This window comes from Streptomyces sp. NPDC059994 (genome assembly GCF_042737755.1).
Classification (GTDB): Bacteria; Actinomycetota; Actinomycetes; order Streptomycetales; family Streptomycetaceae; genus Streptomyces.
In genome coordinates this window covers 1-21,488 of record NZ_JBHWUR010000123.1, presented here as the reverse complement: position 1 = coordinate 21,488, position 21,488 = coordinate 1, and the positions used below count along the sequence as shown (strand labels likewise).

Genomic DNA, 21,488 nt, shown 5'->3' with positions numbered 1-21,488 from the left:
GGGGGGGGGGGGCGGGGGGCGGCGGGGGGGGGGGGGGGGGGGGGGGGGGGGGCCGGGGGGGGGCTGGTCGCGCAGTTCCCCGCGCCCCTAACCCCGTGTTTGTCTGCGGACCGTGCTGGGTTGCTCGCGCAGTTCCCCGCGCCCCTAAAGGACTTCGGGGCCGAGCTGGGTTCTCCGGCTGCGGCCCACTACCTGAGGGGCGCGGGGAACTGCGCGACCAGCCCACCACCGGCCCGCAGACGAACAGCTACTCCGCCAGCCCCGCGAGGCGCAGCAACGCCACCAACCCCGGCCCCGCATTCCGTATCGAAAGCCGCCCGCCCGCCCGGCGCGCGGTCAGGCGCAGGCGGGCGACCGCCTCCACCGCCGCGAGATCGGCCCGCACCAGCCCGCCGACGTCGCACACCACCTCGCGCGCCCCGGCCGCGTACAGCGCCCGCAGCCGCTCGCAGAGTGGTGGCACGTCGGCGAGGGCCACCGGCGACGGGACGACGAGCAGGGCGGGTTCGGTGGGCTTCACACGGGAACAGACCCGCCCCGGCCGCGAAATTCATCGGCCGGGTACGGGTCTGCGGGAAGGTGCGGGGGCACAACCAGGGGCGTCAGGCGATCCGGTCGAGGACGATCGGGTTCGCGGTGAACGAGGTGCCCGCCGGGGCGATGTCGTACGAGTCGCCCAGCGTCTGGAGGGCGTACTCGAACTTCTCCGGCGTGTCCGTGTGCAGGGTGAGCAGCGGCTGACCCGCCGTCACCGTGTCGCCCGGCTTGGCGTGCAGCTCGACGCCCGCGCCCGCCTGCACCGGGTCCTCCTTGCGGGCCCGGCCGGCGCCGAGGCGCCAGGCGGCGACGCCGATGTCGTACGCGTCGAGGCGGGTCAGCACGCCCGACCGCGAGGCGGTGACGACGTGCTGCTCGCGGGCGACCGGCAGGGTCGCGTCCGGGTCGCCGCCCTGGGCCGCGATCATCCGGCGCCAGACGTCCATGGCCGAGCCGTCGGCGAGCGCCTTCTCGGGGTCGGCGTCCTTGATCCCGGCCGCGTCCAGCATCTCGCGGGCGAGCGCCAGGGTGAGGTCGATGACGTCCTGGGGGCCGCCGCCCGCGAGGACCTCGACGGACTCGCGGACTTCGAGGGCGTTGCCCGCGGTGAGGCCCAGCGGGGTGGACATGTCGGTGAGCAGCGCGACGGTCTTGACTCCGCTGTCGGTGCCGAGGGCGACCATGGTGGAGGCCAGCTCGCGGGCGTCCTCGATGGTCTTCATGAAGGCGCCGGTGCCGACCTTGACGTCGAGGACCAGCGAGCCGGTGCCCTCGGCGATCTTCTTCGACATGATCGAGGAGGCGATCAGCGGGATGGCCTCGACGGTGCCGGTGACGTCGCGCAGCGCGTAGAGCTTCTTGTCGGCGGGGGCCAGACCGTCGCCCGCCGCGCAGATGACGGCGCCGGTGGTGTCCAGGACGTTCAGCATCTCCTCGTTGGAGAGCAGCGCGCGCCAGCCGGGGATGGACTCCAGCTTGTCGAGGGTGCCGCCGGTGTGGCCGAGGCCCCGGCCGGACAGCTGCGGTACGGCCGCGCCGCACGCGGCGACCAGCGGGGCGAGCGGCAGCGTGATCTTGTCGCCGACGCCGCCGGTGGAGTGCTTGTCCGCGGTGGGGCGCGAGAGCGCGTCGAAGTTCATGCGCTCACCTGACGCGATCATCGCGGCGGTCCAGCGGGCGATCTCCGTACGGTTCATGCCGTTGAGCAGGATCGCCATGGCGAGGGCCGACATCTGCTCGTCGGCGACGACACCCCGGGTGTAGGCGTCGATGACCCAGTCGATCTGCTCGGGGCTCAGCTCGCCCCGGTCTCGCTTGGTGCGGATGACGGAGATGACGTCCATGGCATTCCTTCCGGCAAGTGCGGTTCGTCCGTACGGTACACACGACTCTACGCGCATAGAGAGGGCTGACGGGTGCGGCCCCTCCCTCGCTGACCAGCAACGGAGGGGCCGCGGTGGTTACTTGAACGGTTACTTCAGATGGTCCGGGCCGAAGGCCTGCGGAAGCATGGCGGAGAGCGGCAGGATCCCGTCCGGGGTCTCCAGGAGCAGCTCCGGTCCGCCGAACTCGTACAGCAGCTGCCGGCAGCGGCCGCAGGGCACGAGCACGGCGCCGTGGCCGTCGACGCACACGAAGTGCGTCAGCCGCCCGCCGCCGCCGAGCCGCAGCGCCGAGACGAGCCCGCACTCGGCGCACAGCGCCAGGCCGTACGAGGCGTTCTCGACGTTGCAGCCGGTGATCGTGCGCCCGTCGTCGACGAGCGCCGCCGCGCCGACCGGGTAGCCCGAGTACGGGGCGTACGCCCGGGACATGGCGTCCCGGGCCGCCTCGCGCAGGGCCTCCCAGTCGACGGCGGAGGTGGCGTTGGCGTCCGGCGTCACTTGCCCTGGCCCTTGCGGTAGCGCATGCCGTCGGCCTTGGGCATCCGCAGGCGCTGCGCGGAGAGCGACAGCACGAGCAGCGTGACGATGTACGGCGTGGCGCCGACGAAGTCGCCGGGGACGGTGTCGGTCATCAGGTACCAGACCAGGATGACCGCGGCGATGACGGCGCTGACCGCGGCCTGGACCATGGCCTTCTTGTACGCCTTCCAGGCCGCCAGGAGGCCGAGAAGGACCACCAGGAGCAGCAGCAGCGCGTGGACGGTCTCGCCGCCGTTGCGCAGCTGGAGTGCGTCGGAGAAGCCGAACAGACCGGCGCCCATGGCGAGTCCGCCCGGCCGCCAGTTACCGAAGATCATCGCGGCGAGGCCGATATAGCCGCGGCCGCCGGTCTGGCCCTCCAGGTAGATGTGCGAGGTGACGAGCGCCAGGAAGGCGCCGCCGAGACCGGCGAGGCCGCCGGAGACGGCGACCGCCGCGTACTTGTACGAGTAGACGTTGACGCCGAGGGACTCGGCGGCCACCGGGTTCTCGCCGCAGGAGCGCAGCCGCAGGCCGAACGCGGTCTTCCACAGCAGCCACCAGGTGGCGACGAAGAGCACGACCGCGAGCACGGTCACCCAGGACACGTCGGTGACCAGGCCCGCGAGGATGCCCGCCAGGTCCGAGATCAGGAACCAGTGGTGCTTCTCGATCGACTCCAGGCCGGAGGAGAGGCCCGGGACCGTGAAGCTGGGCAGGGTGTCCGAGGGCGGCGACTGCTTGGGGTTGCCGCCCTTGGTCGCGGCGTCGCCCTCGTTGAAGAAGAGCTTCGCCATGTACTGCGTGGTGCCGAGCGCGAGCAGGTTGACGGCCACACCGGAGACGATGTGGTCGACGCCGAAGGTGATGGTGGCCACCGCGTGGACGAGACCGCCCAGGACGCCGAAGCCGATGCCGGCGAGCAGGCCGAGCCAGGGGCTGGTCTGCCAGCCGATCCAGCCGGCGCCGAAGGTGCCGAGGATCATCATGCCTTCGAGGCCGATGTTGACCACGCCGGCCCGCTCGGACCACAGGCCCGCGAGGCCCGCGAGGCCGATCGGCACGGCGAGGCCGAGGGCGGCGCTGATCTGGCCGCCGGAGGTGAGCTGGTCGGCGCCGGTGATGACGCGGACGGCGGAGACCAGGAGCAGGGCGCCCGCGACGATCAGCAGGATCTGCGCGAGGGAGGCCTTGCGCTTGAGGTTGCCCCGCTTGACCCCGGCCGGAGGCGGGGTCGTGGTCGTGTCGGTCGTGACGCTCATGCCGTCACCTCCTGCTGGGACTTGGCGGCCTGGGCCGCGAGCTCGGCGCCGACGCGCTGCTGCTGGCGCTTCAGGCCGTAGCGGCGGACGACTTCGTAGGCGATGACGACGCACAGGACGATGACGCCCTGGATCACGCCGAGGATCTCCTTGTCGAAGCCGATGAACTCAAGGTGGCTGGTGGTGCGCTCCAGGAAGCCCCACAGGAGGGCGCCGAGGGCGATGCCGATCGGGTGGTTGCGGCCGAGCAGCGCGATGGCGATACCGGTGAAGCCGAGGCCCGCGGGGAAGCTGTTGTCGTACTGGTGGCTGTCGTTGAGCAGCGTCGGCAGACCGACCAGACCCGCGACGGCACCCGAGATGACCATGCTGGTGGCGATCATCTTCTTGACGCTGACACCGCTGGCGGCGGCCGCGGACTCGGACTGGCCGACGGCCCGCAGGTCGAACCCGAAGCGGGTGCGGCCGAGCACGAACCAGTAGGCGACACCCGACAGGGCGGCGACGAAGATGAAGCCCCACAGGGTGCCCGCGGCGCCGGTGTCGATGCTGAAGAACCAGGAGTCCTCCGGCAGCGGCTTGGTGGAGACCAGGGTGCCGGCCGAGTCGAGCTGGCCGAGGCGGTCGGGCTGCATCAGATACGCGATGATCGCGGTGGCGATCGCGTTGAGCATGATCGTCGAGATGACCTCGCTGACGCCGCGGGTCACCTTGAGGATGCCCGCCACGGCCGCCCACATCGCGCCGACGAACATCGCCACGATGATCATCAGCGGGATGGCCACGATGCCCGGCAGGGTCAGCGCACCGCCGACGACGGCCGCGAAGAACGCCGCCATGCGGTACTGGCCGTCGACACCGATGTTGAACAGGTTCATCCGGAAGCCGATGGCCACCGCGATGCCCGCCAGGTAGTACGTGGTGGCCTTGTTCAGGATGTAGATCTGGCTGTCGCTGGCAGAGCCGTACGACAGCATGTCGCTGAAGGCCGTGAGCGGGTTCTTGCCGGTGATCAGGATGACCACGGCCGTCACGGCGAGCGCGGCGGCCACCGCGAGCACGGGGGCCGCGATCGCGAGGAGCAGGCGCTCCTTGTCGATCCTGGAGGTGAGCTTCTTCATCGGTCCTCTCCCCGGTCCGTACCGGACTCTTCGCCCTCGACGTGTTCCAGGTGGCCGGAGGCCGCACCCGTCATCGCGGAGCCGAGTTCCTCGGGGGTGATCGTGGCGGGGTCGGCGTCGGCGACCAGGCGGCCGCGGTACATCACCCGCAGGGTGTCGGACAGGCCGATCAGCTCGTCCAGGTCGGCGGAGATCAGCAGCACCGCGAGGCCCTCGCGGCGGGCCTCCCGGATCTGGTCCCAGATCTGCGCCTGCGCGCCGACGTCCACGCCCCGGGTGGGGTGCGCGGCGATCAGCAGCTTGGGAGTGTGGCTCATCTCGCGGCCGACGATCAGCTTCTGCTGGTTGCCGCCGGAGAGCGAGGCCGCGGTGACGTCGATACCGGGGGTGCGCACGTCGTACTCGCGCACGATCCGCTCGGTGTCGACCCGGGCCGCCTTGTTGTCGAGCAGGCCGCGCTTGGAGTTGGGGCGCTCGGTGATGTGTCCGAGCATCCGGTTCTCCCACAGCGGGGCTTCGAGCAGCAGGCCGTGGCGGTGGCGGTCCTCGGGGATGTAGCCCACGCCGCCCTCGCGGCGCGCGCGGGTCGGCGCGTGCGAGATGTCGTCGGCGTCGAGGGTGATGACACCGCCGTCGGGGTCGCGCATGCCCATGATGGCCTCGACGAGCTCGGCCTGGCCGTTGCCCTCGACGCCTGCGATGCCCAGGACCTCGCCCTTGTGGATGGTGAACGAGACGTTGGAGAGCACGTCGCGCACCACGCCCTCGGGGTCGGTCGCGGCCAGCTGGAGCCCCGCCACCCGCAGCATCGGCACATCGGTGACGGTCGACTCGCGGGTCTCCGGGGACGGGAGCTCGCTGCCCACCATCAGCTCGGCGAGCTGCTTGGAGGTGGTGGTTTTCGGGTCGGCGGTGCCCACCGTCGTACCGCGCCGGATGACGGTGATCTCGTCGGCGACCTTCAGCACCTCGCCCAGCTTGTGGGAGATGAAGATGACGGTCAGGCCCTCGGCCTTGAGCTCACGCAGGTTGTCGAAGAGCGCCTCGACCTCCTGCGGGACCAGGACGGCCGTCGGCTCGTCGAGGATCAGGGTGCGGGCACCGCGGTAGAGGACCTTGAGGATCTCGACGCGCTGGCGGTCCGCCACGCCCAGGTCCTCGACGAGGACGTCGGGGCGCACGTTCAGGCCGTACGCGTCGGAGATCTCCTTGATCTTCTTACGGGCCTTGGCCCCGATGCCGTACAGCTTCTCGCCGCCGAGAACCACGTTCTCCAGGACGGTGAGGTTGTCGGCGAGCATGAAGTGCTGGTGCACCATGCCGATTCCGCGTGCGATGGCGTCGGCGGGGCTGTGGAAGACCGCCTGCTCGCCGTCGATGGTGATGGTGCCCTCGTCCGGCTTCTGCATGCCGTAGAGGATCTTCATCAGGGTCGACTTGCCGGCACCGTTCTCACCGCAGAGGGCATGGACGGTGCCCTTCTTGACGGTGATGTCGATGTCCTTGTTGGCGACGACGCCGGGGAATCGTTTGGTGATGCCGCGCAGTTCGACGGCGGGAGGGCTGGACGCGTTGATGGCGCACTCTCCTACGAGAAGGAGGGGGGTGGGGGCAGAGGGCGTGGTGACGCTAGCGCGCCAACTCCCGCCTACGCGCGTAGAGTTGACACATCGTTATGGGCTCGGAGGGGAGGGGGCTCACCCTCCCCGCCGAGCCCGTCACTGCTTCAGTGCCGTGACGTGGTCCGGCCCCGGTGACAGGGCCGGGTCACGGCGCGGATCACGGGGTCGTCTTGACCTTGATCTCACCGTCGACGATCTTCTTCTTGGCCGCGTCGATCTGGGCCTTGATGTCGTCGATGAAGCCGCCGCTGGTGGCCAGCGAGACGCCGTCCTTGGCCAGCGGGTAGCTGTTGGTGCCGGTCAGCGGCTTGCCGTCCTTGACCGACTTGACCAGGTCGTAGACGCCGATGTCGACGTTCTTGACGACCGAGGTCAGGATCGCGGACTTGTACTTGCCCAGGGATGCCTGGTTGTACTGGTCCGAGTCGACGCCGATCGCCCAGGCGCCCTTCTTGCCCGCGACGGCCTCGATGGCGCCGGTGCCGGAGGAGCCGGCCGCCGTGTAGATGACGTCGATGTCCTTGTCGAGCATGCCCTGGGCGGCTTCCTTGCCCTTGTCGGGGCTGGCGAAGCCGGAGGTGTCCGAGCCGTGCGACAGGTACTGGACGTCGACCTTGTCGGCGGGCTTGGTGTCCTTGACGCCCTGGACGAAGCCGGCCTCGAACTTCTTGATCAGCGGGACGTCCACACCACCGATGAAGCCGACGTGGCCGGTCTTCGACTTCAGCGCCGCGGCGACACCCGCGAGGTAGGAGCCCTGCTCCTCGGTGAAGACGATGTTGTCGACGTTCTTGGCGCCCTCGACGACCGAGTCGACGATGCCGAAGGTCGTGTTCGGGTACTTGGCGGCGACCTGCTTCATCGAGTTGGCGTAGGCGTAGCCGATGCCGATGACCGGGTTGTAGCCCGCCTGGGCCAGGTCGGTGAGGCGCTGGATGCGGTCGGCCTCGGTGTCCGTGGTCTTGGCGGTCAGCTCCTTGATGTCACCGCCGAACTCGCCCTTGGCCTTGTCGATGCCGCGCGCGGCGGAGTCGTTGAACGAGTGGTCACCACGGCCGCCGACGTCGTACGCGACACCGACCTTGACGCCCTTGCCGCCCGCGCTGGACGACGAGGAGGTGCCCTTGTCCTTCTCGGAGGAGGTGCTGCCACACGCGGTGGCGGAAAGCGCGAGTGCGGCGGTGGCGATACCGGCCGCAGCGATCTTGGATACCCGGCGCACGAGGAGGTCCCTTCAAAACGAACCGAGAGCGCCCCTACCGGCGCTGGTTTCGCGTCGGATCGTAACGCGCGTAGATGTCGCGTAAAGACCTGTTCGGAAGCCGTTATCGAATCGCCGCGAACAGAGGATGAAGTGTCCGGTTACGAACGGTGTCCTTCCAGCAGCGCAGCGGCAGTGAAGAGCTCCACTCCGACCCTGATGGCGGCCTCATCGGCGTCGAAATCACCCCGATGCAGGTCAAGACGGGCGTTGGACCCCGGAGTGCGCACGCCGAGGCGGGCCATCGCGCCAGGCACGTGTTCCAGGTACCAGGAAAAGTCCTCGCCACCCAGACTCTGCTCGGTGTCCTCGATCGCGAACGCCCCTCGGCGCGCCGTCTGAGCCTCGCGCAGGAGTTCGGCCACCGCCGGGTCGTTGACGACCGGCGGCACGCCGCGGACATAGTTGATCTCGGACTTCGCGCCGTGCAGAGTGGCGACCTCGTCGATCGCGGCGTGCACCTTGTCGGGCGCGTCACGCCAGGCGTCCAGGTCCAGGCAGCGCACGGTTCCGGCCAGCTCCGCGCGCATCGGGATGACGTTGCAGGCGTGCCCGGCGTCGATGCGGCCCCAGGTGACGGCGAGCCCGGCGCGGGCGTCGATCCGGCGGGCGAGCAGCGCGGGCACGTCGGTGACCACCCGGGCGGCGGCGGTGACCAGGTCGGTGGTCAGATGCGGGCGGGCGGTGTGGCCGCCGGGGCCGGCCAGGGTGATCTCCAGCCGGTCGCAGGCCGAGGTGATCGCCCCGGCGCGCAGCCCGATCCGGCCGGCGTCGACGCGCGGGTCGCAGTGCACCGCGATGATCCTGCCCACGCCGTCGAGCGCGCCGGACCGGATCGCGTCGGTGGCGCCGCCGGGCAGCACCTCCTCGGCGGGCTGGAAGACCAGCCGGACCGGGTTCGGCAGCAGGCCCTGCCGGTCCAGCTCGGCCAGGACCAGACCGGTGCCGAGCACGGTGGTGGTGTGGATGTCGTGGCCGCAGGCATGCGCCCGATCGGGGACGGTCGAGCGGTACGGCGTGTTGACCTTGGCGTCCGGAATCGGCAGGGCGTCGATGTCCCCCCTGATCGCCAGCATGGGCCGTCCGCTCTTCCGGGTGCCGACATCGCACAGGAGTCCGGTCCCGCTGTCGAGGACCCGGGGCTTGAGCCCGGCCGCCTCCAGCCGCTTCTTGATCGCCGCGGTGGTGCGGAACTCCTGGTTTCCCAGCTCGGGGTGCATGTGCAAGTCCCGGCGGAAGGCGATGAGTTCGGCACCCAGGGGCTCGGGGAGCAACCCGGGCAGCGGGGCTCCCCCGGGCAGATCGTCCTCGGGTTCGTCGGAGGCGCGCGACATCAACTGGTTCACCTGTTGAAGAGTAGGCCCCATTAAGGGCCAACTAACCTTCAATCAACAAAAGTTCAGCCCGATAGGGGAAAGAAATCTGCCCGCCCGGGGGTTGTCGGCCGTGGGGGCTGGGTAAACTCGCCGCTCGTTTCTCAGGCGTGTCGCAGATGTTTCGCAGTGTTCTCTCAGCGCCGTCTCAGGCCGGGGGCGGGCAGAGGGCGCACCGCGCCCGGCCGGCGCCCCGGCCCGCGCGCCCCCGCGCAGGCCCCCGCTCACGCCGCGACCATCCGCAGCCCGTGGGCGTCGCGGGCCGAGCCGGTGACGTCCGCGAGGAAGCCCTGGGCGCGCGGGGACGCCTTGTCGGTGAGCCAGGCGGGGTCGATGTCGCAGACCAGCAGGCGCACGTCGGTGCCCGCCAGGGCGGGCGGCAGGGTGTGGACCACCGTGGAGGGAAAACTGAGGATCGTACGCCCGACGGGCCCGCGCCGGGCGATGAGTTCCAGCGGCAGATCCGGCCGGACGATCTCCAGGCCGGTCCGCAGGTGCAGGGTGCGCAGCTTCTCGGGGGACTCGCGGCGGTGGGCGAAGTACCGGGTCACGCCGTGGGTGCGGGCCAGGGCCGCGACCGCCTCCAGATAGCGGTCCGGGTCGACCACGCCCGTCTCCACCAGAGAGGTGCCCACCATGTCGGCGCCCTTGGTGATGCGCGGCGGGCCGAACCGGGCCCGGGTCCAGCCGAAGGTGTTGGGGGTGACCGTGACAGCCTCCGGGGCCTGTACGGGCATGGCGCTGAACACCTCGACCGTACGGCCCCGTGACGGGGTGAGCCGACGGCGCGCCGAGGCGGCGAACGGTGCGAAGAGCACATCGCGCGCCCCCGCCCGGCTGCCGCGCCGGTGCCAGCGGACCAGCCGCTCGCCGCTGCCCAGTTGGGCGACGAACTCCATGGTGGCCGTACCGTCGTCGACGACGACCAGGTCACGGGCGCGGGCCACGGTCAGCAGCAGCTGTACGTAGCGCGAGAACGGGTCGCCGATGACGATCCGGTCGGCGCGGCGCAGCAGCGAGGACAGTCCGCCGATGGTGCGCAGCGGAGCGGTGGGCCCGCCGCGCGCCTCCTCCCAGCGCACCCGCATGCCCTCCTCGCGGGCCAGCTCCGCCATCCGGCGCAGCTGGCCGCGCGACATCGGGTCGGTGGGCGAGAGGACGACGACGGTGAGGTCGTCGTGGGCGGCCGCCGCGTCCCCGGGCCCGGACCGCTGGGCCGGCACGCCGTTCAGCAGCGGGCGCGTGGAATGGGCCCACTCCAGCACGTTGAGCAGCTGGACCGGGCTCTCCACGAAGGCGATCGTGGCGGTGGTGTCCCGAGGCACGGCGGCCGGCCCGTCTCAGACCGAGACCGGCGCGCGGTCGGCGTCGACCGCCTCGGCCTCGGCGACGACACCGGTGAACCGGCGCAGCTTCTTCATCGGGGCGAGCTCCGACTCGTACACCTTCTTGACACCGTCGCCGAGCGCGGCCTCGATGGTGCGGATGTCGCGGACCAGGCGCTGCAGACCGCCCGGCTCGACGGAGGCGGCCTGGTCGGAGCCCCACATCGCGCGGTCCAGGGTGATGTGGCGCTCGACGAAGGCGGCGCCGAGGGCGACGGCGGCCAGCGTCGTCTGCAGGCCCGTCTCGTGGCCGCTGTAGCCGATCGGGACATTGGGGTACTCGGCCATCAGGCTGTTGATGACCCGCAGGTTGAGCTCCTCGGCCTTGGCCGGGTACGTGGAGGTGGCGTGGCAGAGCAGGATGTTGTCGCTGCCGAGCACCTCGACGGCGTGCCGGATCTGCTTCGGCGTGGACATACCGGTGGAGAGGATGACGGTGCGGCCGGTGGCGCGCAGGGCGCGCAGCAGCTCGTCGTCGGTGAGCGAGGCGGAGGCGACCTTGTGGGCCGGCAGGTCGAACTTCTCCAGGAAGGCGACGGCCTCGGTGTCCCAGGGGGAGGCGAACCAGTCGATCCCGCGCTTCTTGCAGTGCTCGTCGATGGTGCGGTACTCCGACTCGCCGAACTCCACCCGGTGGCGGTAGTCGATGTACGTCATCCGGCCCCACGGGGTGTCGCGCTCGATGTCCCACTGGTCGCGCGGGGTGCAGATCTCCGGGGTGCGCTTCTGGAACTTGACGGCGTCGCAGCCGGCGTCGGCGGCGGCGTCGATCAGGGCGAGGGCGTTGCCCAGGTCACCGTTGTGGTTGATGCCGATCTCACCGGTGACGTACACCGGCTGACCCGGTCCGGCACTGCGGCTGCCGAAGGTGCGCAGACGGTTGCTCATGAGGGGATGTCCTTACTGGGCAGGGGAGTTGTGGAGCGAAGGGGTGTGGTGGAGCTCGGGTCCGAGGAGCCAGGCGGCGATCTCGCGGATCGCGCCCTCACCGCCTGGGGTGGCGGTGACCGCGCGCGCGGCGGCGCGCACGGAGTCATGGGCGTCGGCGACCGCGACCGGCCAGCCGACGAGGGAGAAGCAGGGCAGGTCGTTGACGTCGTTGCCCGCGTAGAGCACCCGGGCCGGGTCGACCCCCGCGTCCTCGCACCACTGCTTGAGGGCGAGGTCCTTGCGGTCGACGCCGTGCAGTACGGGGATCCGGAGCTTGCGGGCGCGGGCGGCGACCACCGGGTTCTGCTCGGTGGAGAGGATGAGCAGCTTCAGGCCGGCGCGGCGCAGGGCCGCGATGCCGAGCCCGTCGCCCCGGTGCACGGCGACGAGTTCGCGGCCCTCGGAGTCGATGAGCACCCGGTCGTCGGTCTGGGTGCCGTCGAAGTCGAGGACGACCGCGTCGACGTCGGCGTGGTCGGGGGTGCGGGCCGGGTCGAGCAGCGGCGCGAGCGCCCGGGCGCGGGCCAGGTCGTGCGGGTCGTCGATCTCCAGCACCCGGGCCGGATCGGTCCGCACCAGCGCGGTGTGCCCGAAGAAGCGGTGCTGGTGGGTGCGGAAGCCCTCGGCGTCCATGGCGTAGGCGGCGCCGGTCTCCAGGAAGTCCTGGGGGCGGTCCTGGCGGCGCGGGCGGAAGGCCTTGTCGTGGCCCATGCCCTCGCCGCCCTCCTGTACGGACTCGCGCCAGACGAAGCCGTGGAAGGGCGCGACGGTGACGGCCGTGTCGGCGCCGTCCTCGACGACGGCCGCGGCGACCCCGTCCACGTCCTCGTGGGTCAGGAACGGGCTGGTGCACTGCACGAGCAGGACGACGTCGGTGTCCGCGTGCCCTTCGAGTGCGTGCAGTACGGCCGCCTCGCTGGTCGCGGTGTCCCCCGCGAGGGCGGCGGGGCGCACGACGACGTGCGCGCCGGCCGCGGCGGCGGCGGAGGCGATCGCCGGGTCGTCCGTGGAGACGGCGACATCGGTGACGTGCCGCGCGGCGAGGCAGGCCCGTACGGCCCGGACGACCAGCGGGACGCCGCCGACCGCGGCGAGGTTCTTGCCGGGGACGCCCTTGGAGCCGCCCCGGGCCGGGATGACGGCCAGGACCTTCTTGGGCCGTGGGTTCGGGCGCGGGTTCGGCAGGGCGTTCATCAGAGTTCTCCCATCCGGCGGATGACCGGGGCCACGCGCTGCACGCCGTGGCGGTAGGCCCCGCGGGCCGCGTCCCGTACGGCATCGCGCACCAGGCGGCGTACGCCGGTGGCCTCCGCCTCGGGCGCGGCGCCCGGCAGCGGGGTGCCGTCGGGGGCGAGGTGGTGGCGGGCGAGGATGCCGGGCAGATAGCCGGGTGCGGTGGCGGGCGTGTAGTAGGGCCGTACGGGCGGCAGTCCGGGGCGGGTGAGGAGGTCCGCGATGCGGGTGCGGGCCGCGTCGAAGGCGGTGGCGTACGCGTCGCCGGGGGCGACCCCCTGGGCGGCGAGCCAGCCGGCGTCGGGGTCCGGGCGGTGCCCGGCGTCCAGCTGGTCCCAGGAGGCGAGGCAGCCCGACCCGATGAAGTGGTGGTTGCCGAGGCCCTCGCGTACGCCCAGGTCGGTCAGGACCGCGGTGGGCACCGAGCGGTGCAGGGATTCGAGGGCGGCCGTCGAGGAGACCGTGACCAGCAGGTCGGTGCGGTCCAGGACCTCGCCCATGTTCCCGTACACCAGACGGAAGTTGGGCGGCGGCTCCAGGGCCCGGGCGAGCTTCTGGTAGGGCTGCTCCTCGATGTGCGTGGTGTGCTCGCCGGGCTTGGAGCGCAGCTTGAGCAGCACCTCGCGGCCGGGGTGGCGGTGGGCGTGGGCGATCAGGCGCCGCAGCAGGTACAAGCGGTCGGCGCGGCTCTCGGGCACGGACGGCTGGGCGGCGAAGACGACGGTGTCGCGGCCCGGCTCGGGCCGGTACGGCTCGCCCCCGAGGAACGGCAGGGCGGCGTCGGTCACCGCGGAGGCGTCGGCGCCCACGCCCTCGTACACCGCGCGGAACCGCTCGGCGTCGTGCCGGGAGTTGGCGAGGACCACGTCGGCGCCGTGGCGCAGCAGCAGGCCGTCGGCGAGCTTCTCGTAGACGACGCCGACGTAGCCGGTGACCAGGACGGGCCTGCGGGTGCCGGCGGGCCACAGCCGGGCGAGGCCGTGCAGGGCCGCCTGGGCGGCGCCGCCGACCAGCGCGAGGACCACCACGTCGTACGGCTCGCGTTCGACGGCGCGCAGGAACGCGGCCATCGTCACCTCGCGCAGGGCGTCGGCGTCGACGCCGACCTCGGCGAGCTGGCGCGGCGTGGGGGTGGCCCGGCCGCGCAGCAGGAAGCCGCTGAGCTCGGGGGTGCGCTCGGCGATCCGGCGGGCGGTGAGGGCACCCCATTTCCACCGGGTGTCGGAATCGGCGAGAACGGCGATCCGCGGCGGAGTGTCGGAGGGGTTCGTACGTGATGGCACGTCGAAGAAGCTAGGAATCCATTCCGTTTGGCGGCCCAACTGGACCGCAACAGATGGTTAACAGCGCGTCTACGAATGAAGAAAGAGCCCGTAAAGCGAACCGGTTAATAAGCCGGTCGCCCAGTGTTCACCCAACATCCCTCGCCCGGACAGGGCGAATGACGCGGCGCCACTTAGCGTCACCCGGGTGGTCAAGCTCTCTGTGGTCGTGCCGTTCTACAACGTGCGGACCTATGCCCCCGACACCCTGAGAAGTCTGCGCGACAACGCGCGTGAGGACTTCGAGTTCCTGCTGGTCGACGACTGCTCCTCGGACGGTACGGCCGCGCTCCTCGCCCGCGCCGAGCGCGAGCTGCCGGGGGCGGTGGTCCTCAGACACGAGAGGAACGGCGGTCTCGCCACCGCGCGCAACACCGGCATCGACGCGGCGCGCGGCGAGTACGTCACCTTCCTCGACGGGGACGACTGGCTGGCGCCCGGCCACTACTCCCGGCTGGTCGCCGCCATCGAGGAGCTGGGCTGCGACTTCCTGCGCACCGACCACGTGCAGTGCACCGGCACCCAGCGCTCGGTGCAGCGGGTGCCGCACGGGCGGCGCGGCGAGGTGCTCGACCCGCGCGCGGCGATCCTGCCGACCACCCGCTCGACCTCGGTGGACTACGCGTTCGCCTGGGCCGGGATCTACCACCGGCGGCTGGTGGAGCGGGGTCTGCTGCACTTCACGGACGGGCTGCGCACGGCCGAGGACCGGCCGTGGATCTGGCGGCTGCACCGGGAGGCGGAATCCTTCGCGGTGGTGGGTCTGCTCGGTGTCCACTACCGGCGCGGAGTGGCCACTTCGCTGACGCAGATCGGTGACGTACGCCAGCTCGATTTCATCCGGGCATTCGACCAGGTAATCGAGGAAACAGCTCAAGATCCAAATTCGGCGGAACTGCTGCCGAAGGCGGTACGGACGTACTGCGCCATCATTTCCCACCACCTGGGAAACAGTGAAAGGTTCGAACCGGCCGTGGCACGGAAACTGCGGACAATGAGTGCGGGAGCGCTGAAAAGGATGCCGCAGGACATTCTCAAGGAGGCGCTCGACTCGATGGACTCGGGCCGCGCCTCCCGGCTGCGGCGGCTGCGCGGACGCACGAACTCCCTCACCTCGGCGGGGGCCGCGGCCTGATGCGTACGACTCAGATCTTCCTGGCGACCACGCTGTACGGGATGGCGACGCTGGCCGCCGCGCTCGACAGCGACTGCTTCGGGCCGGCCGACCGCCGGCTGCTCCTGGTCAGCAACAACGCCCCGATTCCGGAGACTTCGCCCTCACTCGACGAGATGCCGGGCTTCGAGGTGCTGCGGGAGCGCTTCGACGGGGTGCTGTCGTGGAACGAGACCATCGCGCCGATGCACCCGGGCGGCTGGGCGCCGCGCGCGGACGACGTCCCGCTGTGGGAGCGGCAGCTGCGGCGCGCCTGGGACCTCGGGGACGACCGGATCGAGCTCGCCGTCGAGTCCATCCAGGTCAACCCGGCGGGCGCGGTCGCCCAGCTCTTCCCGGACGCGCCGCTGCACGTGTACGCGGACGGGCTGATGAGCTACGGCCCCACCCGCAACAAGCTGGACCCGCTGGTGGGTTCGCGGGTGCGGCGCGTCCTGCACCTGGACCTGGTACCGGGCCTGGAGCCGCTGCTGCTCGGCGAGTTCGGGGTGGGCGCGGAGGTCATCCCGGCGGCGGCCTTCACCAAGGTGGTGGGCGAACTGTCGGCCCAGGGCGACGGGCCCGACGTGCCCGACGTGCCCGAGGGCGCGGCCCTGCTGCTCGGCCAGTACCTGGCCGCGCTCTCTATCCTCACCGAGGCGGAGGAGGAGCAGCTGCACCTCGCCATGGTGCGGGGCGCGGCCGCGCGCGGCCACCGCCACCTCGTCTTCAAGCCGCACCCCTCGGCCCCGCCCGCCTGGTCCGAGTCCCTGCGCACCCAGGCCGGGGCGCTGGACGTCGAACTGACGGTCCTGGAGAGCCCGTTGCTGGCCGAGGTGCTCTACGAGCGCATCCGCCCGGCCCTGGTGGTCGGCTGCTTCTCCACCGCGCTGCTCACGGCGTCGGCGTTCTACGGCATCCCGGTCGCCCGCACCGGCACGGATCTGCTCCTGGACCGCCTCACCCCGTACCAGAACAGCAACCGGGTGCCGGTGACGCTGGTGGACGCGCTGCTGCCGCCGCTGGAGGGCGAGCCGCCCGAGCCGCCGCACGACCTGGCGGCGCTGGTGGCGGCGGTCGGCTACGCGATGCAGTCCGAGATCCGCCCCGACCTGCGCCCCGCGGCCGAGCGCTACCTCTCCCGCCATCTGACCCCGCACACCTGGCGCTACTTCAAGCGCCGCCGTCTGACGACCCTGGCCCTCCCGGGCGCGATCCCGGGCCAGCTCGCCTTCATCCCGCGCAACGCGACGGTACGGAAGCTGGCGCGGCGGGCGAGGGCGGTGGCGCGGCGGGCGAGGGCCGCGTAGGTCACCCGGCGGCGGCCCCGGTCTTCGCCAGGTACTCGTCCAGCCCCTCGGCCGTCTCCCCGGCCCAGCCGAGGTAGCCGTCCGGGCGGATCAGGAACAGGCCCCGGCCGTAGGCGTCGTACGGGCTCAGCTCATGGACGTGGACCTGGTCGCCCAGGTCCGCCGGGGGCTCGGTGCCGAAGGCCAGCAGGGTGAAGTGCGGGCCCCGGAAGAGGTCGAAGAGGCGGCCTTCCGGGAGGACGCCGTCGGGGGCGCGGTCGCCGGACTCCAGGGCGCCCGCGCGGCCCGAGGAGAGCGGGCCGCCGCGGTAGCCGATGCCGAGCTGCTTGACCTCGTCACCGCGCCGGCTGCCCTCGCCCAGCAGCGCCTCGCGGTGCAGCCGCGTGCTCACGCCCAGGACGCCCGCGGCGACCGGCTGCCGCTCGGCCTCGTAGGTGTCGAGGAGCGTGGCGGGGGCGCCGCGCCGCAGCACCTGGCCCAGCTTCCAGCCCAGGTTGTAGGCGTCCTGGACGCTGGTGTTGAGGCCCTGGGCCCCGGCCGGGGAGTGGATGTGGGCGGCGTCCCCGGCGAGGAGGACGCGGCCGTCGCGGTAGCGGTCGGCGAGTGCCGCGCGCGGGCGGAAGTCCGAGGCCCAGACGACCTCGGCGATCTGGTCGGCGGAGACCGGCGTACGCACGGCCATCAGCTTCCGTACGCCCTCCGGGGTGACGTCCGGGACCGCGTTCTCATCGCTGTACTGGGCGACCAGCTGGAACAGCCGCTCGGCGCCCGGCAGCGGGCAGAGCACCACGCCGCCGTCCGGGGCGCCCGTCCAGGCGTGCCAGTTGCGGTCGTCGACGACCGCGTCCTCGGTGAGGACCAGATCCGCGACGAGCAGCGGCCTGGGGTCGACCGTCTCGCCGGTCATCGTGACGCCGAGCAGTTCGCGGACCGTGGAGCGGCCGCCGTCGCAGCCCACCAGATAGCGGGTGCGGACGCGGTGGCCGTCGGCGAAGTGCGCGGTGACGGAGTCGGAGTCCTGCTCCAGACCGGTCAGTTCGGCGTCGTGAACGACCTCGCCGCCCAGGGCGACCAGCTGCTCGTGGAGCAGCGCCTGGAGGTGCGCCTGGCCGATGAGGATCGCGTCCGCGAAAGGCGTCTGCGCGGTCGGCTCCGAGCGCTCGATCATGTCCCACTCGCGGCCGCGCACGGTGCCGTCCGGGCCCTCCCAGGCGAGCATCCTCGGATACGTGCGCGCCGCCGCCCGGACGTCGTCGAAGAGCCCGAGGTCGTACAGCACCTCCTGGGTGCGGGGCTGGAGGCCCTTGCCGCGCGAGCCCGGGAAGAGCGTCGCGCCCTTCTCGGCCAACAGCGCGGACACCCCGCGCCGGGCGAGGTCGACGGCGAGGACCAGCCCGGCGGGGCCGGCGCCGACCACGAGGACGTCGGCGGCGATCCCGGGCGCTTGCTTAACGTTGTTAAGTTCCATGCCGCCGAGCATGGGCTTAACAGTGTTAAATTGTCAAGGTGGCTACGACGAGAATCGACCGCGCGCTGGTGACCGACACCGCACTGAGGCTCCTGAACGAAGTGGGCCTCGACGGCCTGACGCTCCGCGCGATCGCCAAGGAGCTCCACGTCCAGGCGCCCGCGCTCTACTGGCACTTCAAGAACAAGCAGGCCCTGCTCGACGAGATGGCGACGGTGATGTACCGCCGCATGGCGGCGGACGGCATCGAAGGCATGACCCCCGGCGCCCCCTGGCAGGATCAACTTGCCGGATTCAACCGGGCGTTGCGCTCCATGCTGCTGAGCTACCGCGACGGGGCGAAGGTGTACGGGGGCACCCGCTTCACCGGCACCGACCACGCGAGGACGCTGGAGTCGCTGCTGGTCGCGATGCGCGCGGCGGGCTTCGCCCCGGCCGACGCGGCACTGGCCGGGACGACCACGTACGCGTACACGATGGGCTTCGTGGCCGAGGAACAGGGAATGGCCCCCGAGCCCCTGGACATCGACGCCCGCGCGATCCGGCTGGGGGACTACCCCCTGGCCGCGGCGGCGGGCGCGGACCTCTTCGAGGGGTACGAGCAGCGCTACGAGGCGGGGCTGCGGGTGGTGATCGCGGGGATCGAGGCGGTGTTCGCGCGGCGGGGCGGCGACTGATGCCGGTGGGCGCCTGCGGACCGTGGGTGGCCGGCCGCGCCCACGCGGCCCAGCCGCACATGTCACAGCCCCGCGCCCCTTGGGCAGTCCCCCGCAGCCGGAGAGATCAGCTCGGCCACAGTCCTTCAGGGGCGCGGGGAACTGCCCGAGCGGCCCACCACCGGCCCGCGGGCGACAGCGCTCTCAGAACACCTCATGAGGGACATGGCTGCCCCAGACATCCCGGAGCGCCCCACAGACCTCCCCCACCGTCGCGCGAGCGGCCAGCGCGGACTTCATCGGGTACAGGACGTTGTCCTGGCCCCGCGCGGCATCCCGCAGCGCAGACAACGCGGCCCCCACAGCGGCAGCGTCCCGCTCGGCCCGCAGCCGGGCAAGCCCGGACGCCTGCCGCGCCTCGATCGCCGGGTCCACCCGCAGCGGCTCGTAAGGCTCCTCCGCGTCGAGCCGGAACCGGTTGAGCCCGACCACCACCCGCTCGCCGCTGTCGGTCTCCTGGGCGATCCGGTACGCCGAGCGCTCGATCTCGCCCTTCTGGAAGCCGTGTTCGATCGCGCTCACCGCGCCCCCCAGGTCCTCGACCCGCTGCATCAGCGCCCGCGCCGCCGCCTCCACCTCGTCGGTCATGGATTCGACGACGTACGAGCCCGCGAACGGGTCGACGGTCGCGGTCACGTCCGTCTCGTACGCGAGTACCTGCTGCGTACGCAGGGCAAGGCGCGCGCTCTTGTCCGTGGGCAGCGCGATCGCCTCGTCGAAGGAGTTGGTGTGGAGCGACTGCGTACCGCCGAACACCGCCGCCAGGCCCTGCACGGCGACCCGGACCAGGTTCACCTCGGGCTGCTGGGCGGTCAGCTGCACCCCGGCCGTCTGGGTGTGGAAGCGCAGCATCCACGACTTGGGGTCCTTCGCGCCGAACTCCTCCCGCATCACCCGCGCCCAGATCCGGCGCGCCGCACGGAACTTGGCGACCTCCTCCAGGAGCGTCGTGCGCGAGACGAAGAAGAACGACAGGCGCGGGGCGAAGTCGTCCACGTCCATCCCGGCCGCGACCGCCGTGCGGACGTACTCGATGCCGTCGGCCAGCGTGAACGCGATCTCCTGTGCGGGCGAGGCGCCCGCCTCGGCCATGTGGTAGCCGGAGATCGAGATCGTGTTCCACTTCGGCATCTCGGCCCGGCAGTACCGGAAGATGTCCGCGGTCAGCCGCAGTGACGGCTCGGGCGGGAAGATGTAGGTGCCCCGGGCGATGTACTCCTTGAGCACGTCGTTCTGGACCGTGCCGGTCAGCTCGCGCGCGGGGACGCCCTGTTCCTCGGCGACCAGCTGGTACATCAGGAGCAGCAGCGCCGCGGGCGCGTTGATCGTCATCGACGTGGAGACCTCGCCCAGCGGGATGCCGTCGAACAGGACCCGCATGTCCTCGACCGAGTCGACGGCCACCCCGACCTTGCCGACCTCGCCGTGCGCGAGCGGCGCGTCGCTGTCGTGGCCCATCTGGGTGGGCAGGTCGAAGGCGACGGAAAGGCCCGTGGTGCCGTTGGCGATGAGCTGCTTGTAGCGGGCGTTGGATTCGGCCGCCGTGCCGAATCCGGCGTACTGGCGCATCGTCCAGGGGCGTGTGGTGTACATCGTCGGGTAGACACCCCGGGTGAACGGATACCCGCCCGGCTCACCCAGCTGCCGGGCCGGGTCCCACCCGTCGAGGGAGTCCGGCCCGTACACCGGGCCGAGGGGCAGACCGCTCTCGGTGCGCCGGGCACCGTCCGACTCGCGCGCCATGTGTTCCGCCTCGCTTCCTCGACGGCTTCTTGCAACCGTTCGGCCCGGGAAACAGTCTCTGGGGTCACCAGAGGGAATATCAGGGGGGCGACGATGCGCCGGAACCATCTCACCACTGTCATAGCCAGGACGCTCGCCGCGGCCACCGTGCTGACCGTCACGGCCGCGTGCGGGGCCCAGTCGGACAAGGCGTCGGGGGCCGCCGACCAGAAGCCCGCGGCTGCCGCGCCGTCTTCGGCGCCGTCGGCCGGCACCGCGAACGACAACAAGGCCGACGGAATCACCGCCGGCGGCGCGAGCGAGGCCGACGCCGCGGTAGCCCCGTCCGCGTCCAGGACCACCGCCGCCAGGCCGGCGCCGAAGGTCCTGATGGCGACCGGCGCGCAGGGCGCGCAGGTCAAGGAGCTCCAGGCCCGGCTCGCCCAGGTCGGCTGGTTCGACGACACGCCGACGGGCAACTACGGCAGCGTCACCGTCGCCGCCGTCAAGGGCTTCCAGGGAAAGCGCGGGCTGCCCGCCACCGGCTCCGCCGACACCGCCACCTGGCAGAAGCTGGGCGACATGACGACCAGGCCGACCCGGGAGGAGCTCAGCGGGAAGGCCGTCAACAAGCCCAAGACCAAGCTCGACAAGCGCTGTATGACCGGCCGCGTGCTGTGTATCAGCAAGACCACCCGCACGCTCAACTGGGTGATCAACGGCAAGGTGCAGTCGTCGATGGACGTGCGGTTCGGCTCGCAGTACACGCCGACCCGCGAGGGCACCTTCAAGGTCTTCCTGAAGAGCAGGAACCACGTCTCGTCGATCTACCACACGCCCATGCCGTACGCGATGTTCTTCAGCGGCGGCCAGGCCGTGCACTACTCGTCGGACTTCGCCAAGCGCGGTTACGCGGGCGCCTCGCACGGCTGTGTGAACGTGCGCGACAAGGCGAAGCTCGCCAAGCTCTTCGACCAGGTGCGGGTCAACGACAAGGTCGTCATCTACTGGTGATCAGGATCTACGGGTGATCCGGTCGCCGGGCCGGTCGCGGCTCGGCCGCAGGAGAGAGGGCGCGGGCGGGACCGGGGGGAACAGGACCCCCCCCCCCCGACTCCCCCAACCCAGGGGTAAGGGGGGAACCCCCCAGCAGTTGCCCCCCCACAACC

General features: G+C 71.5%; 18 protein-coding genes. 4 read left to right on the top strand and 14 right to left on the bottom strand.

Features of this window, described 5'->3' with window-relative positions:
- Window positions 1–247: 247 nt before the first annotated feature.
- From ACFWA7_RS35100 to ACFWA7_RS35045, 12 genes are all read right to left on the bottom strand, one after another.
- Entirely contained in the window at window positions 248–520 is a 273-nt protein-coding gene (locus tag ACFWA7_RS35100) for an STAS domain-containing protein (RefSeq protein ID WP_385545493.1), read from the bottom strand.
- Between the two features lie 82 nt (window positions 521–602).
- Window positions 603–1,880, bottom strand: coding sequence for a thymidine phosphorylase (locus tag ACFWA7_RS35095; RefSeq protein ID WP_385545495.1), 1,278 nt, complete (start codon window positions 1,878–1,880; stop codon window positions 603–605).
- A 129-nt stretch (window positions 1,881–2,009) separates the two neighbouring features.
- A complete protein-coding gene (locus ACFWA7_RS35090) occupies window positions 2,010–2,420 on the bottom strand; it encodes a cytidine deaminase (protein ID WP_385545498.1) in 411 nt (136 codons plus the stop codon).
- Window positions 2,417–3,703: an ABC transporter permease gene (locus ACFWA7_RS35085; protein ID WP_385545501.1), complete on the bottom strand. Its 1,287-nt coding sequence runs from the start codon at window positions 3,701–3,703 to the stop codon at window positions 2,417–2,419. Before ACFWA7_RS35085 ends, ACFWA7_RS35090 begins: the two co-directional genes overlap by 4 nt.
- Window positions 3,700–4,824 (bottom strand): ABC transporter permease, encoded by a 1,125-nt coding sequence (locus ACFWA7_RS35080; protein WP_385545504.1) that lies wholly within the window; start codon window positions 4,822–4,824, stop codon window positions 3,700–3,702. Before ACFWA7_RS35080 ends, ACFWA7_RS35085 begins: the two co-directional genes overlap by 4 nt.
- A complete protein-coding gene (locus ACFWA7_RS35075; protein ID WP_385827122.1) occupies window positions 4,821–6,371 on the bottom strand; it encodes an ABC transporter ATP-binding protein in 1,551 nt (516 codons plus the stop codon). Before ACFWA7_RS35075 ends, ACFWA7_RS35080 begins: the two co-directional genes overlap by 4 nt.
- A gap of 232 nt (window positions 6,372–6,603) precedes the next feature.
- A complete protein-coding gene (locus tag ACFWA7_RS35070) occupies window positions 6,604–7,668 on the bottom strand; it encodes a BMP family protein (protein WP_385545506.1) in 1,065 nt (354 codons plus the stop codon).
- 140 nt (window positions 7,669–7,808) lie between these two features.
- Complete coding sequence (locus ACFWA7_RS35065; protein ID WP_385827120.1) at window positions 7,809–9,041, bottom strand: amidohydrolase; 1,233 nt, start codon at window positions 9,039–9,041, stop codon at window positions 7,809–7,811.
- Between the two features lie 263 nt (window positions 9,042–9,304).
- Window positions 9,305–10,405: a hypothetical protein gene (locus ACFWA7_RS35060; protein ID WP_385545509.1), complete on the bottom strand. Its 1,101-nt coding sequence runs from the start codon at window positions 10,403–10,405 to the stop codon at window positions 9,305–9,307.
- A gap of 15 nt (window positions 10,406–10,420) precedes the next feature.
- Complete coding sequence (locus tag ACFWA7_RS35055) at window positions 10,421–11,353, bottom strand: N-acetylneuraminate synthase family protein (protein WP_385545511.1); 933 nt, start codon at window positions 11,351–11,353, stop codon at window positions 10,421–10,423.
- A 12-nt stretch (window positions 11,354–11,365) separates the two neighbouring features.
- Window positions 11,366–12,589 (bottom strand): cytidylyltransferase domain-containing protein, encoded by a 1,224-nt coding sequence (locus ACFWA7_RS35050; RefSeq protein WP_385827118.1) that lies wholly within the window; start codon window positions 12,587–12,589, stop codon window positions 11,366–11,368.
- Entirely contained in the window at window positions 12,589–13,911 is a 1,323-nt protein-coding gene (locus ACFWA7_RS35045; protein ID WP_385827116.1) for a DUF6716 putative glycosyltransferase, read from the bottom strand. Before ACFWA7_RS35045 ends, ACFWA7_RS35050 begins: the two co-directional genes overlap by 1 nt.
- A 187-nt stretch (window positions 13,912–14,098) precedes the next feature.
- Between ACFWA7_RS35045 and ACFWA7_RS35040 the strand changes: the two genes are divergently transcribed.
- On the top strand, window positions 14,099–15,085 hold the full coding sequence (locus tag ACFWA7_RS35040; RefSeq protein WP_385827114.1) for a glycosyltransferase family 2 protein: 987 nt from the start codon (window positions 14,099–14,101) through the stop codon (window positions 15,083–15,085).
- Window positions 15,085–16,413 (top strand): polysialyltransferase family glycosyltransferase, encoded by a 1,329-nt coding sequence (locus tag ACFWA7_RS35035; RefSeq protein WP_385827112.1) that lies wholly within the window; start codon window positions 15,085–15,087, stop codon window positions 16,411–16,413. The genes ACFWA7_RS35040 and ACFWA7_RS35035 overlap by 1 nt, the downstream gene beginning before the upstream one ends.
- Before the next feature lies 1 nt (window position 16,414).
- On the opposite strand, the gene ACFWA7_RS35030 is transcribed toward ACFWA7_RS35035, so the two are convergent.
- Window positions 16,415–17,881 carry an FAD-dependent monooxygenase gene (locus ACFWA7_RS35030; protein ID WP_385827110.1) on the bottom strand — a complete coding sequence of 489 codons (1,467 nt, stop codon included), beginning with the start codon at window positions 17,879–17,881 and terminating at the stop codon, window positions 16,415–16,417.
- Between the two features lie 38 nt (window positions 17,882–17,919).
- Between ACFWA7_RS35030 and ACFWA7_RS35025 the strand changes: the two genes are divergently transcribed.
- Window positions 17,920–18,558, top strand: coding sequence for a TetR/AcrR family transcriptional regulator C-terminal domain-containing protein (locus tag ACFWA7_RS35025; protein WP_385545529.1), 639 nt, complete (start codon window positions 17,920–17,922; stop codon window positions 18,556–18,558).
- Window positions 18,559–18,741: 183 nt separating this feature from the next.
- Here ACFWA7_RS35025 and ACFWA7_RS35020 read toward each other — a convergent pair whose 3' ends face one another.
- A complete protein-coding gene (locus ACFWA7_RS35020) occupies window positions 18,742–20,340 on the bottom strand; it encodes a methylmalonyl-CoA mutase (protein ID WP_385827108.1) in 1,599 nt (532 codons plus the stop codon).
- A 93-nt stretch (window positions 20,341–20,433) separates the two neighbouring features.
- On the opposite strand from ACFWA7_RS35020, the gene ACFWA7_RS35015 reads away from it, so the two are divergent.
- Window positions 20,434–21,333 (top strand): peptidoglycan-binding protein, encoded by a 900-nt coding sequence (locus ACFWA7_RS35015; RefSeq protein WP_385545536.1) that lies wholly within the window; start codon window positions 20,434–20,436, stop codon window positions 21,331–21,333.
- Window positions 21,334–21,488 lie beyond the last annotated feature (155 nt).